This is a genomic window from Janthinobacterium sp. AD80 (assembly GCF_002878455.1).
In the GTDB taxonomy this organism is placed as follows: Bacteria; Pseudomonadota; Gammaproteobacteria; order Burkholderiales; family Burkholderiaceae_D; genus Janthinobacterium.
Genome location: NZ_NRDQ01000078.1, coordinates 1 through 15816 on the forward strand (window position 1 = coordinate 1; position 15816 = coordinate 15816).

Annotated in this window: 10 protein-coding genes and 3 pseudogenes; 10 read left to right on the forward strand and 3 right to left on the reverse strand. The window is 64.7% G+C overall.

Translation table 11 applies throughout. From position 1 onward, the window contains the following. Positions 1–698 (reverse strand): annotated as a pseudogene (locus tag JaAD80_RS16015) (hypothetical protein); the annotation flags it as partial. A gap of 25 nt (positions 699–723) precedes the next feature. After that, positions 724–1167, reverse strand: a complete 444-nt coding sequence (locus JaAD80_RS16020; protein WP_146012410.1) for a hypothetical protein — start codon at positions 1165–1167, stop codon at positions 724–726. A 275-nt stretch (positions 1168–1442) separates the two neighbouring features. Between JaAD80_RS16020 and JaAD80_RS16025 the strand changes: the two genes are divergently transcribed. Genes JaAD80_RS16025 through JaAD80_RS16045 form a run of 5 tightly spaced genes read left to right on the forward strand, consistent with a single transcriptional unit; the run spans position 1443 to position 7977 of the window. Continuing rightward, positions 1443–2126, forward strand: coding sequence for a VWA domain-containing protein (locus tag JaAD80_RS16025; RefSeq protein WP_102295437.1), 684 nt, complete (start codon positions 1443–1445; stop codon positions 2124–2126). Positions 2127–2138: 12 nt separating this feature from the next. Next, positions 2139–2897, forward strand: a complete 759-nt coding sequence (locus JaAD80_RS16030) for a PP2C family serine/threonine-protein phosphatase (RefSeq protein ID WP_180979442.1) — start codon at positions 2139–2141, stop codon at positions 2895–2897. After that, entirely contained in the window at positions 2894–5251 is a 2358-nt protein-coding gene (locus tag JaAD80_RS16035) for a hypothetical protein (RefSeq protein ID WP_102295440.1), read from the forward strand. The genes JaAD80_RS16030 and JaAD80_RS16035 overlap by 4 nt, the downstream gene beginning before the upstream one ends. A 9-nt stretch (positions 5252–5260) precedes the next feature. Next, positions 5261–6625 carry a toxin-antitoxin system YwqK family antitoxin gene (locus JaAD80_RS16040; RefSeq protein WP_102295442.1) on the forward strand — a complete coding sequence of 455 codons (1365 nt, stop codon included), beginning with the start codon at positions 5261–5263 and terminating at the stop codon, positions 6623–6625. Further along, complete coding sequence (locus JaAD80_RS16045) at positions 6607–7977, forward strand: toxin-antitoxin system YwqK family antitoxin (protein WP_180979443.1); 1371 nt, start codon at positions 6607–6609, stop codon at positions 7975–7977. The genes JaAD80_RS16040 and JaAD80_RS16045 overlap by 19 nt, the downstream gene beginning before the upstream one ends. A gap of 121 nt (positions 7978–8098) precedes the next feature. Here JaAD80_RS16045 and nadB read toward each other — a convergent pair whose 3' ends face one another. Continuing rightward, a complete protein-coding gene (nadB, locus tag JaAD80_RS16050) occupies positions 8099–9712 on the reverse strand; it encodes an L-aspartate oxidase (protein WP_102295445.1) in 1614 nt (537 codons plus the stop codon). Positions 9713–9926: 214 nt separating this feature from the next. On the opposite strand from nadB, the gene JaAD80_RS16055 reads away from it, so the two are divergent. The 5 genes and pseudogenes from JaAD80_RS16055 to JaAD80_RS16075 form a co-directional block, all read left to right on the forward strand. Continuing rightward, positions 9927–11315 (forward strand): TIGR03013 family XrtA/PEP-CTERM system glycosyltransferase, encoded by a 1389-nt coding sequence (locus JaAD80_RS16055; RefSeq protein ID WP_102295446.1) that lies wholly within the window; start codon positions 9927–9929, stop codon positions 11313–11315. Beyond that, on the forward strand, positions 11312–13462 hold the full coding sequence (gene prsK / locus JaAD80_RS16060) for an XrtA/PEP-CTERM system histidine kinase PrsK (protein WP_258003023.1): 2151 nt from the start codon (positions 11312–11314) through the stop codon (positions 13460–13462). The genes JaAD80_RS16055 and prsK overlap by 4 nt, the downstream gene beginning before the upstream one ends. Before the next feature lie 4 nt (positions 13463–13466). Beyond that, positions 13467–14821 (forward strand): annotated as a pseudogene (prsR, locus tag JaAD80_RS16065) (PEP-CTERM-box response regulator transcription factor). 106 nt (positions 14822–14927) lie between these two features. Further along, the gene (locus JaAD80_RS16070) at positions 14928–15371 is read left to right on the forward strand and encodes a hemerythrin domain-containing protein (RefSeq protein ID WP_102295447.1); all 444 of its coding nucleotides are present in this window, start codon (positions 14928–14930) and stop codon (positions 15369–15371) included. Between the two features lie 48 nt (positions 15372–15419). After that, positions 15420–15816, forward strand: a pseudogene (locus tag JaAD80_RS16075) (hypothetical protein); the annotation flags it as partial.

The window sequence follows — 15816 nt, forward strand, 5'->3', positions numbered from 1 at the left end:
CTGCCGTGGCCGCTGCCGCTGATGTGCAGGCTGCGCTCCAGGCCGGGGCCGAACAGGGCCAGCGCGCTGGCGTTGGCGTAGACCACCTCCAGCCGGCTGTCTACCAGCAGCACCGCCGTGCCGAGCGCGTCGAGCGCGGCGCGCGTGGTGCGTTCCTGCATGCCGCTTTGCGCCAGGCGGGTGCGCACGCGCAGGGCGCGTTGCAGGTGCGGCAGCAGGGCCTGCAATTGCATCTGCAACAGCGCACTGTCCGCAAACGGTCCCCGCGCGCGCTGGCGGTGCACGCCCAGCAGGGCCACTTCGCCTGGCGCCATGGGCAAGACGGCGCCGATAACGTGGTACAGGTCATGCGGGCGGCAGAAGTCGGCATAGAATTCCGTGCGCTTGAACTCGCGCGGCCGGATGTGCTCTGCGCTGCCGTGCACCTGGCCCACGCCCAGCCGGTAGGCCAGTTGCGCCCAGATGTCGTGGCGCCAGTAGTAGCTTTCATAGGCGCTGGTGGCGTCCTTGCCGAACTGCCCCAGCGGATTGAGCAGCTGCGCACCGCTGTCGCTTTGCAGGATCAGGCTGGTGTCGCCGGCGCCGCCAAACGCCTCGGCCAGGTCGCGGCACAGCTGCGGCCACAGGGCGTCATCCAGCGCGGCGTCATACAGCCGGGCGATCAGTGCTTCCTGCCGCGCTGTCAGCGGATTGCCCATGGCGCTGTTGGCCCCGGCCTGCCTGTCAGCGGCCCGGGAAAGCCAGCGAAGCTACGTGTTCGCCCTGCGTCGTGCCGTCCGCCAGCTGGCGCGCCGGCACCACCATCACCAGTTCGCCGCCCACGCTGCCGTCGGCATGATGATCGATGCGCACCTTCAGCTGGCGGTCCAGCGCGACAAAGGCGTTGCGGCCGGCGGCGACGATGCGGTGCTCGTCCTGGTTGCCGATGCGCGCATACATCAGCGTGCCGCTGCGGCGCAGCTGCAGGGTGTCGCCATTCGACAGGTCATAGGTGCCAGCGAATGGCAGGAAGTCGTCGCGCATCATGTAGCGCGGCTGGGCTGGCACCTCGATGCGCAAGGAATGGCCCGGCACTTCGACGGTTTTATCTTGCGGCAGGGTTTGCGCGTGCGCCGCCAGGCAGGTGGCGGCCAGGCCCAATAATGTGCTCAGAATGATGGTTTTCATGATGTCGTCCCTCGATGGTTGATCGCCCCTGGCGCGCGCCCGGTCGGGCGGGGCGTGAGGCTGGAGCCAGTCTAGGCAAGGGGGCGGCGCCGCGCATCATTCATCCGAATGAGATGGCGATGGATTTTTTGCGTGGCCGCTCAGGGGGCGCGGGTGTGGCAGCTGGTGCCAGCTTGGCGCCAAGCAAATCTTGTTCCAGTGCAATCTCGCGCGGGAAATTCCCGCCCATGATGTAAGATTCGCACTATGTCCGATTTCACATTTACTGATTGCCCATGAGTTCAATAATGATTCCCGACGTCGCCCTGGTCGACAACACCGAACAACGCACGCCGCTGGTGCTCGTGCTGGACTGCTCCGGCAGCATGGACGGCGAGCCCGTCTCATTGCTGAACGAAGGCATGGCCTTGCTGGAACAGGAACTCAAGTCCGACGTGATCGCTTCCAAGCGCGTGCGCATTCTGGTGATTCAATATGGCGCCCACGATGAAGCCGTAGTGGCCAGCAACTGGTGCGACGCCATGGATTTCACGGCGCCCCTCCTGGCCGCGAATGGCACCACGCCGACCGGCGCGGCCGTGGAACTGGCGCTGGCGGAAATTGAGCAGGAAAAGCAGCGCTTCCGCCAGGCCGGTGTGGCGTACACGCGGCCATGGCTGTTTTTGATGTCCGACGGCGAGCCGACGGACCGCTGGCAGCGCGGCGCCGAGCAGGCGCGCGCGGCGGAACAGTCGAACAAGGTGGCGATCTTCCCGATTGCCGTGGGCGACAACGCGAATATCGATTCCCTTGGCCGGTTTTCCAGCCGGGGCGAGCGGGGCGTAAAGCAGCTGAAAGGCCTGCAGTTCCGTGAACTGTTCCTGTGGCTGAGCGCCAGCATGCAGGTGGTGTCGCAATCGCGCCCCGGTGCGCAGGCCCAGCTGGCCTCGACGGACGGCTGGTCTGTCGTGAGCACCTGATCGATGGCCGCAGTGCAGGCAACACAGGATACCTGGCGCGTGTTTGGCGCGTCCGTCACGGGCAAGGCGCACCTGGACAACAATATTGCTTGCCAGGACGCGCACGCGCATGCGGAAGTCAACGGCGTGCTGGTGGCCATCGTCTGCGATGGCGCCGGTTCGGCCAGGCTGAGCGAGCAGGGCGCGCAGTTTGTGGCGAAGCAAAGCGTACTGGCGCTGGCCGGGCGGCTGGAGCAGGGCGCCAGCGTGCAGGATTTGCATGACGGCGCCTTGGCGGGCACCCTGGCGCAGGTCCGCGCCGCATTGGATGACATTGCCAGTGCCGCCAATGCCACCCTCGATGACTACGCCACTACCGTGGTGGGCGTGGTCATGGGCGCCGACAACGGTTTCTTTTTCCACCTGGGCGATGGCCTGGGCGTGGTGCAGTTGCCGGACGGCGGCGAACTGATCTCGCTGCCCGCGAACGGCGAATACGCGAACGAAACCTACTTTATCAGCGGCGAACGCTGGCGCGAACAGCTGCGCCTGCTTGCGATTCCGCACGCCGTGCGCGGCGTCGTGCTGATGTCCGATGGCTGCATGCCTTTTGCCATGAGCAAGAATAACGGTGCCCTGTACGCGCCGTTCATGGATGCCGTGCAAGGCTATCTGCGCACGGTCGACAGTGTCGAGCTGGGCAATACGGCGCTGGCCTCCACCCTGGCCGACCCGCGCACGCACCAGATCACGGGCGATGACAAGACCCTGCTGCTGGCCATGCGTCCATGAGCCAGAAGCAGGGCGTGGCACCGGGCCTGAGTCCGGGTGGAAAAATCTGGCTGAATAAAGTCCGCAGCCTGGTGCTGGGTAAACTCATCAAGAGCGGCGGCGCGGGCAGCGTGTATCTGCTGCCGGGCGCGCCCGCGCAGGTAGCCAAGCTGTACCATCCGCACCTGGACCGGGCCGCCAACCGGCGCAAGCTCGAAGCCATGCTGGAGCTGACCCCCGAATTGCCCGACCAGCTGGAAAACGGCAAGCGCTACGTGCAGATCGCCTGGCCGCAGGCGGCCGTGTTCGACGGCCAGGGCGGCTTTGCGGGCTTCGTCATGCCCTTGCTGGACATGGCGCAGACGGCCGAGCTGGAGCAGGTCTTGCAGGAGCGCCAGGCGCGCGCGGCCGGCTTGCCCACGGGGCTTGGCCCCAAGTTGACCCTGGCCGCCAATCTGGCCGCCGTCATCGATGCCTTGCACCAGCAGCAGCATTACGTGGTCGACCTGAAACCCGTGAATCTGCGTTTTTACCGCGATTCGCTGTATATCGCCATGCTCGACTGCGACGGCTTCAGCATCCAGGGCCATGCGGAGCGCTTTCCTGCGGAGCAGTTCACCGTCGATTACCTGGCGCCGGAATTCCAGCGCAAAGGCATGCCGGCCGGCGCGGAAATGGCGCAGGATCGCTTCGCCCTGGCCGTCGTCATCTTCCAGTTGCTCAATTTTGGCATCCACCCGTACAGCGGGCGGCCCGCCAATGTGCAAGTGGCGACCGATATTCCCGGGCGCATCCGCGACGGCTGCTATGCGTATGGGATCAAGCGCCACAAGCAGCTGGCGCCCAACGCCACCAGCGGCCATGCGCTGATGCCGCCCGAACTGCGCGCCATGTTCGACCGCGCGTTTTCGCCATCGCCGAAGCCGCAGCGGCCATCGGCGGCGGACTGGGCGCAGTTGCTGCGCGGCTATGCGCAGCGCAGCGGCGGCAAGCTGGTGGTGTGCGGCGTCAATGCCGAGCACCAGCATTTCGCGGGCCTCGGCTGCGCGGCCTGCGCGCGCGACAAGGTCATCGGTGCGGCCGCGCAGGCGTCCGTCGTTGCCCAGCAGCAGATGCTGGCGCAGTCGCAATCGCGGTCCCAGCCGCAGCCGCGCAGCACGCGCCGCACGGCGCCGGGCCAGGCGCCTGTTTCCATCCCCTCCATCCCATTAGCCGGCAACACGGGCGGGGGCATCACAGGTAAAGGCTGGGCCGTGGTGGTGCTGCTGATCGTACTGTTCCTGATCGGCTTTACGGCCTGGATCTCGTCCTCTGATGAAAGCAGCAACAGGGCACGCCTGCAGGCGCAAGCCAAGCAGGCGGCTGGCCTGGAAGTGTTCGGCTGGCGCCAGCGCAAGACAGGCGGCTACCTGCCGTCGGACGCGCGCAAGGCCGTGCGCAGCCTGTCGCAGGCAGTCAGCAAGGGCGACGATGGCGCCGTCACGCGCGGTTTGCAACTGTTGTACCGTTCGGCGCAGGAAAAGTCATCCAGCTACCAAGGCGACGCCACGCGCGCGCGGCTGCGCACCACCCTGATGGAAGGGCTGGGAGCGATGCCAGGCCACGATTCCAAGCTGGCCGATACTTATCAGGATCAGCTGCTGGCCGACCCGCTCGACCACTTGGCGGCCGCTGCCATGGGGCGCATGCACCTGAGCCTGAACGAACCGCAGGCGGCGCGCCAGTATTTCGAGCAAGCCGTGTGGGCACACCCGACCGATGGCGTGGCCTGGCTGGGCATCGCCGCCACGGCCCTGATGCGCGGCGGCGATGAGCAAGATGCCGTCAACCTGGTGGCGCTGGCGCAGTTGACGGCATACCGCTATGCGGTGGAAAACGCCATGCCGACGGAACCGGGTGAACCGGCCGACAACGGCGCGGTGCGCACCGCCGAGCGCATGTCGCGGGCCGCCAATGTGCTGCGCATGGTCCAGGCGGGTCCCTACGAGAAGCGCTGGGACAAGGCGCTGGCCGATGGCGCGCTGCTGGCGGAAAAACTCAAGGCCTTGCCGCCGTTGCCGGATCAGCCTGCCAGCGTGCTGCGCGAGACGATGACGACGGTGGGCTATGGCGCGCTCGATGAAGAGCAGGCGACGGGCGAAAATCGTTTGACCCTGTCGATTGCCGCCGATGGCACCCTGACGTATGCGGCGGCGCAATTGCCGATGGAACCCCAGTTGAACAAGGTCATCCTCGATAGCATCCAGCGCTGGACTTATTTGCCGGCCGTCAAGCATGGCCAGTTGCAGGATGCCAAGGCGGAAGTGCTGGTGCGCTACCGCAATGGCAGGGTCAGCTTTGTACCGGCCGAAGTGCGTGTCTCGCCGGAAGAATGAGGGAATCACATGAAAATCAAGATGTTAAGTGCGCTGATAAGCGCTTCCTTGCTGGCACCGGGCCTGGCGCAGGCGGAGATCGTGCAGCGCCAGGTGCTGGCAGCCATCGCTGCCGAACAGGATAGCGAAGGCGCCGACGTGCTGACGGTAGCCTTTGATACCGCTTGCGGCGGGAGGCAGCTGCGCATGGACGCGCGCTCGGTGGGCATGGATGACAAGCAATACGAGGAGATGAAAGCACAGCTTGCCGAACGCATCCGCGCCAGGACGCCGCTGCTGGTCACCTTGGCGCAATGCCCGGCGGGCGAGACGGGCGAGGCGGCCGTGCCCGTGATCCGCAAGCTGGCGGGCTGCGACCCGGGCGCCTGCGCCGACGGCAGGGCGCGCTTGTATCTCGATGAAAAGCTGTTCCCGCAAGAAAAGCGCAGGGCGCCCTACGTGCTGGTGCTGCCGATGCCGAAAGGCAAGCTGCCGGGCACGTGGGAAGTAGCGGTGCTCAGCACGGTACAGCGCGGCAGGGTAAGGCTGGCGGGCCAGGTCGATGCCGCCGATTACGTGTCGGGCCGCCTGGTGGGCGGCTACACTTATTACTACCCGGACGGCCAGATCGAAAAACAGGTGCCGCAGGATGCCAGGGGCCGGCAGCAGGGCGTGGCCAGCAGCTATTATCCCGACGGTACGCTGGAGTCGCGCAGCCAATGGCGCGACGGCATGCCGGAAGGGATACAGCGCAGCTATCACAGCACGGGCAAGCTGCGCGAAGCCGTGGAATTTCGCCATGGCGGCCAGGTTGACGGTACTGTCGACACCTTTGACGTGAACGGCAAGCTGAGGACACGCCAGACCTTGCGCGATGGCAAACTGGAAGGCGAACTCATTACGTATTTCCCAGACGGTAAAATTTCCAGCCGTACGCAAATGAGCAAGGGCAAGTTCCATGGCCTGGCGACCTATTACCATCCCGATGGCGCCGTGCGCTCCACCATGACAATGCTCAATGACTTGCCGACGGGCGAGGCGCTGGAATTTTATCCTGACGGCAAGGTACAAACACGCCAGCAGTATGCGGGCAATGGCGCGCTGCTCAAGGTGCAGCGCTACACCCAGCAAGGCGTGCTGGTGCTGGAGCGAAACTGGGACAAGCAGCTGCGCGAACAGGGCACGTCGCGCTCGTGGTATGCCAATGGCAAGCCCGAACTGGCGATCGAGTACATTAACGACCAGCGCGACGGCTGGAGCCGCAGCTGGGGCGAGGATGGCAGCGTGAAGAATGAATGCAAATATGTGGCAGGCAAGGCACAGGGTGTATGCGCGGACACGCTGCGCTCGCCGGAATTGGAGCGCAAGGAGCAGGCATGGCGCCCGTTGAATTGAAGCACTGGCTTGGCGCCATGCTGCTGTTGCCGGCGCTGGCCCATGCCGAGATCGTGCAGCGGCAAGTGGTCACGGCCATCCAGGCCGCGCCCGCCAATATCGGCGGCGACGTGCTGAGCGTGGCCGATGACACGGGCTGCGGCGGCCGGCAGCTGCGCATGGATGCCGGCTCGCTCGGATTGAGCGAGGAGCAGTATGGCGTCATGAAGGTCGAGCTGGCCAACATGGTACGCGACAGCAATCCCTTGCTCGTGCGCCTGCATGCCTGCCCCGCGCCAGATCGGGCTGGCGTCGAGGCCATTCCCGTCATACACATGCTGCGCGGCTGCGATGCGCACTGTGCCGACGGCAAGGCGCGCCTGTACCTGAACCACAATCTGTCGCGCGGCGAGGAAATGGATCAGGCGCGCTACGCGCTGGTGCTGCCGCTGCCGCCAGGCAAGACACCAGGCACCTGGAAAGTGGAGATTTACCACGCGCGCGAAGGCGAACCGAAGCGGCTGGTAGGCGAGGTCAACGATCGCGATTACCTGCGCGGCAAGCTGGTGGGCAACTACAGCATGTATTACCCGTATGGCCAGCTGGAAATGCAGGTGCAGCAGGATGGGCGCGGCGTACAGCAGGGTACGCAGACGCTGTATTACCCCGACGGCAAGATTTCCATGCGCAATACGTGGCGCAATGGCGTGCAGGAAGGCGAACAGCGCACCTATCACAAGACGGGCAAGCTGAACGAGGCCAGCCAGTACGCAAGCGGCGCCCGCGCCGATGGCGTGGTGGAGTCGTTTGATAAAGACGGCAAGCTGCGCACGCGCGTGACCCAGGTCAAGGGCCAGACGGAAGGCGAGCTGCTGTTGTTCTATCCGGATGGCAGCGTGGAAAGCCGCAGCCGCTACGAGAATGGCATCCAGTCAGGACCGAGCACCGGCTATTTCCCGGATGGCAAGGTGCAGCGCACCACACAGTACGTGGACGACAAGCCGGCCGGCGACAGCGTCGAATATTACCCGGATGGCACAGTGGCCAGCAAGCGCAGCCACAGCGGCCACTTCGTATTGCGCAGCGAACAGCGCTACAGCCGGGCCGGCATATTGATGGTGCAGAAACAGTGGAACGAGGGCGGCCGCGAGGAGGGCGCGCTGCGTTCCTGGCATGCGAATGGCAAGCCTCGTCAATTGATCGAGTATGTGGATGGCGAGCGCCACGGCTGGACCCGGCACTGGCGCGAGGATGGCAGCCTGGAAAGCGAATGCCGCTATGTAGCCGATGTGGCGCAGGGCGAGTGTACGGGAGCGTCTGCAGAGTTTTCTTATACGGAAGATGGGATCGCGTTTCAGATGCCGCAGCAGTGATGCGCCATATTTAACCCAAGGCAAGGACTGGGGTCGTACCCTCAGGGTGCGACCCCGGCTCCTTGCCTGTGGATTTGGTGGTGCTATCGGCTTGCACCCAGGCGGGGACGGCGGCGTAACATTAGCGATGCGGCGGCGTCAGCACGCTGGCGATGGCTTTCGGCAAGGTCTCCGGATAATCGCGGCTGAAGTGCAGGCCGCGGCTTTCGCGGCGGGACAGGGCGCTGTTGACGATCATCGAGGCCACGTCGACCAGATTGCGCAATTCCAGCAAGTCGTGCGTGATGCGGAAGTTGCGGTAGTACTCGTCGATCTCTTCCTTCAAGAGGGCGATGCGGTGCTGGGCCCGCTCCAGGCGCTTGGTGGTGCGCACGATGCCCACGTAATTCCACATGAAGCGGCGCAGCTCGTCCCAGTTGTGGGCAATCACCACTTCTTCATCGGCATCCGTGACCCGGCTTTCATCCCAGTCGGGCAGGTAGGGCGTGCCCAGTTTTTCCTTGCTTTCGATATCTTGCGCGCAGGCACGGCCGATGACGATGCATTCCAGCAAGGAGTTCGAGGCCAGGCGGTTGGCGCCATGCAAGCCGGTGCAGGCTGTTTCGCCGACCGCATACAGGCCCGGCAGGTCGGCGCGGCCGGACAGGTCCGTCACCACGCCGCCGCACGTATAGTGGGCGGCGGGCACGATGGGGATCGGCTGCTTGGTGATGTCGATGCCCAGTTCCAGGCAGCGCGCATAGATGGTCGGGAAATGTTCGATGAGGAATTCGGCCGGCTTGTGGCTGATGTCCAGGTGCACGTAGTCGAGGCCGCGTTTCTTGATCTCGAAGTCGATGGCGCGCGCAACCACGTCGCGCGGCGCCAGCTCGGCCCGCTCATCATGGGCCAGCATGAAGCGCGTGCCCGCTGCCGCGCCCGCTTCCGGCGGCAGTTTCAGCAAGCCGCCTTCGCCACGGATGGCTTCGGTAATCAGGAAGGATTTGGCGTACGGGTGGTACAGGCAGGTCGGGTGGAACTGGATGAATTCCATGTTCGACACGCGGCAGCCGGCGCGCCAGGCCATGGCGATGCCGTCGCCGCTGGCCGTGTCGGGATTGGTGGTATACAAATACACCTTGCCGGCGCCGCCCGTGGCCAGCACGGTGTGCTCGGCGGCAAAGGTCAGCACCTTGCCAGTTTGCTCATCCTGCACATACAGGCCGTGGCAATGCGGCTGCGCATTGCGCTGGGTGGGTTTCATGCCCAGCTTGTCGGAGGTGATCAGGTCGATCGCGCAATGGTGTTCAAACAGGCTGATGTTCGGGTGGGCGCGGACTTTTTCTTCCAGGGTCACTTGCACGGCGTGGCCGGTGGCGTCGGCCGCGTGGATGATGCGGCGCTGGCTGTGGCCGCCTTCGCGGGTCAGGTGGAAGCCCAGTTCGGCCGACGCATCGCGCGTGAAGGGCACGCCTTGCTCGATCAGCCATTCGATCGCTTCGCGGCCATGCTCGACGATGTAGCGCGTGGCGCTCTCGTCGCACAGGCCGCCGCCAGCGATCAGGGTGTCTTCGATGTGCTGCTGGTGGCTGTCGCCCGAGTCCAGCACGGCCGCGATGCCCCCTTGCGCCCAGTTGCTGGCGCCATCCTGCAGCGCGCGTTTGGAAATGATCGCGACGGTGCGCGTTTCAGCTAAATGCAGTGCAACCGATAAACCCGCCAGGCCACTGCCGACAATCGCTACATCAAATTTCATGACATTTATCTCTTTTAGGGGAAGCATACTATAGTGCATTTCACATCAATCGGTAATGTGTTGAGATAAATTCTGCCGACGACAGATAGTCGGGGCCGCAGCTTGTGACGCATCAATGTCTGCGTGGAACAGTCCGCCATGATGGCAAGACCGGTAGCAGACCGCCTTGCGCGCGGTGCCGCTGCTCGGCTTGTTTCTTGCCGCAGGGGGACCCATGATCCGTATCTTCAGCCATTACGTCTCGAAAACAGCGTTTGTCTTGCTGCTGCTGGAAATCATGATCCTGCTGCTGTCGGCCACGCTGACATCCTTGCTCTGGCTGGCGGACAGCAGCCGCCTGGTGCGCGTGGGCGAGGTCTATCTGTCGTCGCTGATCTTTGCCCTGGTCATCGTTTTCAGCATGAGTGCGCTGGGCATGTACCAGCACCGCTCGCGCGACGATATCCGCGACACCTTGTTGCGCATCCTGCCGTCGTTCGCGCTGGGCTTTGCGGTGCTGAGCTTGCTGGTGCGCTTCATTCCCGCCCTGCATTTTGGACGTGGAGGCGTGCTGATCTTTGGCCTGGGGGCCATCGGCGTGCTGCTGGCGCGCCTGGTGGTGTTCAAGTCGTCGCAATCGGCGCTGATGGAGGGGCGGCTCATCCTGATCGGCGGCGGGGCGCTGGCGCGCGAATGCATGGAGCTGGCGGCCAGCAAGATCGGTTTCCACCAGTTCACGGTGGTGGGCTGCATCGACGTGGCTGGCGAACAACGCTGTGTGCCGGCTTCGGCCCTGCTGCCCGCCGAAGCGTCGCTGCTGGCCATGGCCCAGCGCCACGATGCGCATGAAATCGTCGTTTCCGTCAGCGACCGGCGCAATGGCGCGTTTCCCGTCAAGCAATTGCTTGAATGCGCGCTGGGCGGCGTGAAGGTGATCGACGCGGCCACTTTTTTCGAGCGCGAAGCGTGCCAGATCCGCATCGATTCCTTGCAGCCCAGCTATCTAATCTATGGCGGCGGCTTCGACCAGAGCTTTTTCCGCGCCGCCTCGAAGCGGCTGTTCGACCTGGCCGCCAGCGGCGTCATCTGCCTGGCCGCGCTGCCGGTGATGCTGCTGACGGCCATCTGCATCCGCCTGGAAGATGGCGGCCCCGTGTTTTACCAGCAGGAGCGGGTGGGGCGCGACGGCATGCCGTTCAAGGTGCTGAAATTTCGCAGCATGCGGCGTGACGCCGAGCGCGACGGCACGCCGGTCTGGGCGCTGGCCAACGATGCGCGCATCACGCGCGTGGGGCAGCTGATCCGTACGCTGCGCATCGACGAACTGCCGCAGATGCTCAATGTGTTTCGCGGCGAGATGAGTTTCGTGGGGCCGCGGCCCGAGCGCGCCTATTTTGTCGAGCAGCTCAAGGAACAGGTTCCGTACTACAACATTCGGCACAGCATCAAGCCGGGCATCACGGGGCTGGCGCAGGTGCGCTATCAATATGGCGCCTCCATCGAGGATGCCGTGCAAAAGCTGCAATACGATTTGTATTATGTAAAAAATAACAGCCTGTTCCTCGACTTGCTGATCCTGCTCGATACGGTGCAGGTGGTGCTGTTTGGCAAGGGTAGCCGATGATGCGGGCGCAGTCGGACTGGCTGGCGGCGGCGGACGCGGCGGCGCTCAGCCATGGCCTGGCCTCGCTGGCCTTCTTCGTGCTGGCGCTGCTCTTGATCAGCAACTGGCGCGCGCGGCAAAATGTGCGTGCCTTGCTGGCCGCCTGCCTGGCGACGGGCGCGTGGGCGACGGGCACGGTGGTGCTGGTGCTGCTGGGCCAGCGCGTCTCGCTGGCCGGCGATGCGCTGGAAATGCTGCGCACCCTGGCCTGGCTGGTGTTTTTGCTGCTGCTGATCGAGCCGTCGCCTGCGCGTTTGCGCATGGTGCTGGCCGGCATCGCCCTGACGGCCCTGGCGCCCTGGCTGTGCTCCATGGCCTCATCCTGGCTGGCGCTGCCCTTGCCGGCGCGCAACATCGCCAGCGTCTGCCGCGTGCTGCTGGCCGTGCTGGGCATGTTGCTGGTGGAACAGTGGTACCGCAACACGCCGCCCTTGAAGCGCTGGGGCATCAAATTTGCCTGCCTGGGCGTGGGCGGCCTGTTTGCCTATGATTTCTATCTGTACAGCGATGCCTTGCTGTTTCGCGCGATTAACGGCGACATCTGGGCCGCGCGCGGCATCGTCGACGCCCTGTGCGCGCCGCTGCTGGCCATCTCGGCCGCGCGCAATCCGGCCTGGGCGCTGGGCCTGTCCGTCTCGCGCCAGATGCTGTACCGCTCGGCCGCCTTGCTGGGCTCGGCCATCTACCTGCTGGCGATGGCGGCCAGCGCCTACTATTTGCGCTACTTCGGCGGCACCTGGGGCGCCTTGATGCAGATGGCCTACCTGGGCGGTGCGGTGCTGCTGCTGGCCGGCGTGCTGTTTTCCGGCAGCCTGCGCGCCAAGCTCAAGGTGTACATCAATAAACATTTTTATAATGCCATCTTTGATTACCGCGAAGAATGGCTGCGCTTTACGCGCGCGCTGTCCGAAGATGGCCCGGCGCTGGGTGAACGCACGATACAGGCCGTGGCGCAACTGGTGGAAAGCCGCGCCGGCGCCCTGTGGATTTTGCGCGAACAGGGGCAATTCGCGCCCGCCGCCAGCTGGAACTGGCCGCTGCCGGCCTGGAGCGAGGCGGCGTCCGGGTCCCTGTGCCAGTTCCTGGAGGCACGCCACTGGGTGATCGACGTGGCCGATTGTCAACAGAACCCGCGCCAGTACGGCGGCCTGGCCTTGCCGCCCGCGCTGCTGGCGCTGCCGGATGTGTGGCTGCTGGTGCCGCTGATGCTGCACGGCCAGCTGTTTGCGTTGGTGGCGCTGGCGCGGCCGCGCACGCCCATCGGCCTGAACTGGGAAATCCGCGACGTGCTGAAGATTGCCGGCAGCCAGGCCGCCAGCTACCTGGCGCACCGCGAGTCGCTCGATTCGCTGATGGTGTCGCGCCAGTTCGAGTCGTTCAACCGCATGTCGACCTTCATCGTGCACGATTTGAAGAACCTGGTATTCCAGCTGTCCTTGTTGCTCAGCAATGCCGAAAAACACCGTGCCAATCCCGCGTTCCAGCAAGACATGCTGGGCACGCTTGAGCATTCCGTGCAGAAAATGACGACCTTGCTGCAAAAGCTGGCGCGCGGCGAGGCGCCGGAAGCGCCCGTGCCGCTGCGCCTCGATGGCTTGCTGCGCCAGGCCGTGGCGGCCAAGGCCAGCCTGGCGCCCGCGCCACGGCTGGAAATTGTCGATGAAGAACTGACGGTGCTGGCCAACCGCGCGCGCCTGGAACGGGTGCTCGGTCATTTGATCCAGAACGCCATCGAGGCCACCGCCAGCGATGGCAAGGTGGACGTGCGGCTGCTGCGCGAACGCCAGACCGCCGTCGTCGAGCTTGACGATACGGGGCAGGGCATGAGCGAGCAATTCATCCGCGAGCGGCTGTTCAAGCCGTTTGACACCACCAAGACGGCGGGCATGGGCATCGGCGTGTTTGAAAGCCGCGAATACCTGCGCGAAGTGGGCGGCAGCCTGGAAGTGCGCAGCGCGCCGCAGGTGGGCACGACGTTTCGCGTGATCCTGCCGCTGCATGCGCCTGTGCGGGCAGACCGGCCGGGGGAAATGCGCCTCAATGACGCGCATGCCAATCCGCAAGGACTGACGCAAATTTCCGCAGCGTCATCCACTGACAGTAGGTGAGCGTATGGCGAAACAAAAACTGCTGGTCATCGAAGACGATCCCGGCCTGCAAAAGCAGCTGCACTGGAGTTTTGACGCCTACGAGGTCTTGCTGGCGGGCGAGCGCGAGGCGGCGCTGGCGCTGGTGCGGCGCCACCAGCCGGCCGTGGTGACGATGGACCTGGGCTTGCCGCCCGACCCGGACGCGCCACGGAAGGGCTGGCCACCCTGCAGCAAATCCTCGCGCTGGCGCCGGACACGAAAGTCATCATCCTCTCGGGCAACCAGGAGCGCGCGCATGCCTTGAAGGCGATCGCGCTGGGCGCCTATGATTTTCACCAGAAACCGTTCGACGCCGACATGCTGGGCCTGGTCATCGCGCGCGCCTTCTACCTGCACGCCATGCAGCAGGAAAACCGCCGCATGCTGCAAACCCAGGCCGATTCGCCCCTGGCCGGCATCGTCAGCCGCGACCCGGGCATGCTGAAACTGTGCCGCAGCGTGGAAAAGGTGGCGCCATCCTCGGCCAGCGTGATGCTGCTGGGCGACTCGGGCAGCGGCAAGGAACTGATCGCGCGGGGCTTGCATGCGCTGTCGAGCCGCCATGCGCAGCGCTTTGTCGCCATCAACTGCGCGGCCATCCCTGAAAACCTGCTGGAAAGCGAGCTGTTCGGTTACGAGCGGGGCGCCTTCACGGGGGCGGCACGGCAAACTCTGGGCAAGATCGAGCTGGCGCACGGCGGCACTTTTTTTCTTGATGAAATCGGCGACATGCCGATGGGGCTGCAGGCGAAACTGCTGCGTTTCCTGCAGGAACGTGTGATCGAGCGCCTGGGCGGCCGGGCAGAGATTGCCGTCGACGTGCGCATCGTCTGCGCCACGCACCAGGACCTGAAGGCGCTGGCCGAACTGGGACGTTTCCGTGAAGACCTGTTTTACCGCCTCAGCGAAATCGTCCTGCGCATCCCGCCGTTGCGCGAGCGGGCCGGCGACGCGGCCCTGCTGGCCCACCATTTCAAGAACAAATTCTGCGCCAGCGAAGGGCGCAGCAACCTGCATTTCAGCGCCGGCGCGCTGCAGCTGATCGAAAGCTATGGCTGGCCCGGCAATGTGCGCGAGGTGGAAAACTGCATCAAGCGGGCCGTCATCATGAGCGATGGTCCGCAAATCGCCGCCGACGACCTGGGCCTGCCCGCCAGCGCCCAGGCGGCGCCGGCCGACGACGCCATCAACCTGCGCCAGGCGCGCGACGCGGCCGAATACCGGGTGATGGTGCGGGCGCTGGCCCGCGCGGACGGCAATATCGTCAAGGCGGCCGAACTGCTGGGCGTGAGCCGGCCCACCCTGTACGACCTGATGGGGCATCACGGCATCAAGTAGACAGGCAGGCAAGCACGTGTATTAAAAATCAATATTGTGTATGGCGTCGCACATACGGCTGCGCTGCCTCGGCGCATCCTAGCCTCATCGACAACAAGGAGGCGCCATGAACGCGATCAGTTTATTGATGCAGGACCATAAAGCCGTGAAGGCTTTGTTTGCCCAATATGAAGGCTTGAGCGACCGCTCCTTTGCCACCAAGAAAAAGCTGGCCGACCAGATCTGCCAGGAACTCACCGTGCACACGCAGCTGGAAGAAGAAATCTTCTATCCGGCCGTGCGCCGCCCCATCCACGATGGCGACCTGATGGATGAAGCCATCGTCGAGCACGCCAGCGCCAAGGAGCTCATCGCGCAAATCATGGCCATGGACCCGGCCGATGACCTGTATGACGCCAAGGTCAAGGTGCTGTCCGAGCAGATCGAGCACCACGTCAAGGAAGAAGAGGGCGACATGTTTCCCAAGGTGCGGCATACGGCCGTCGACCTCGATGCGCTGGGCCAGGAAATGGCCGCGCGCAAGGAAAAGCTGACGGGCCAGCCGGCCTGAATGCCATCACGCCTGAAGACCATCACATTACACAACAGGGAGAATTCCATGCAAGCTACACAACTGTCTGTCTCGGACTTGAACAACCCGGGCGTCTCCTGGGGCGCCGTGCTGGCAGGGGCTGCGGCGGCCGCCGCCTTGTCCTTCATTCTGCTGATCCTCGGCGTGGGCCTGGGCCTGTCATCCGTCTCGCCATGGTCGTTCAACGCGACGGCGATCGGCGTGTCGACCATCGCCTGGCTGGCCTTCATGCAGCTGGCCGCGTCCGGCATTGGCGGCTACATGGCGGGGCGCCTGCGCCTGAAATGGAGCTCCATCCATACGGATGAGGTGCACTTCCGCGACACGGCACACGGCTTGCTGGCCTGGGCCGTGGCGACCCTCGTTACCGTCGCCATCCTGGCCGGCGGCACGCGCGCCGTGCTCAGCGGTGCCATCGACGCGG

Coding starts and splice junctions, on each gene's coding strand:
- JaAD80_RS16020 (WP_146012410.1), bottom strand. CDS start 1,167: ATGAAAACCATCATTCTGAGCACATTATTGGGCCTGGCCGCCACCTGC.
- JaAD80_RS16055 (WP_102295446.1), top strand. CDS start 9,927: ATGATCCGTATCTTCAGCCATTACGTCTCGAAAACAGCGTTTGTCTTG.
- prsK (WP_258003023.1), top strand. CDS start 11,312: ATGATGCGGGCGCAGTCGGACTGGCTGGCGGCGGCGGACGCGGCGGCG.
- JaAD80_RS16070 (WP_102295447.1), top strand. CDS start 14,928: ATGAACGCGATCAGTTTATTGATGCAGGACCATAAAGCCGTGAAGGCT.
- JaAD80_RS16040 (WP_102295442.1), top strand. CDS start 5,261: ATGAAAATCAAGATGTTAAGTGCGCTGATAAGCGCTTCCTTGCTGGCA.
- JaAD80_RS16035 (WP_102295440.1), top strand. CDS start 2,894: ATGAGCCAGAAGCAGGGCGTGGCACCGGGCCTGAGTCCGGGTGGAAAA.
- nadB (WP_102295445.1), bottom strand. CDS start 9,712: ATGAAATTTGATGTAGCGATTGTCGGCAGTGGCCTGGCGGGTTTATCG.
- JaAD80_RS16025 (WP_102295437.1), top strand. CDS start 1,443: ATGAGTTCAATAATGATTCCCGACGTCGCCCTGGTCGACAACACCGAA.
- JaAD80_RS16045 (WP_180979443.1), top strand. CDS start 6,607: ATGGCGCCCGTTGAATTGAAGCACTGGCTTGGCGCCATGCTGCTGTTG.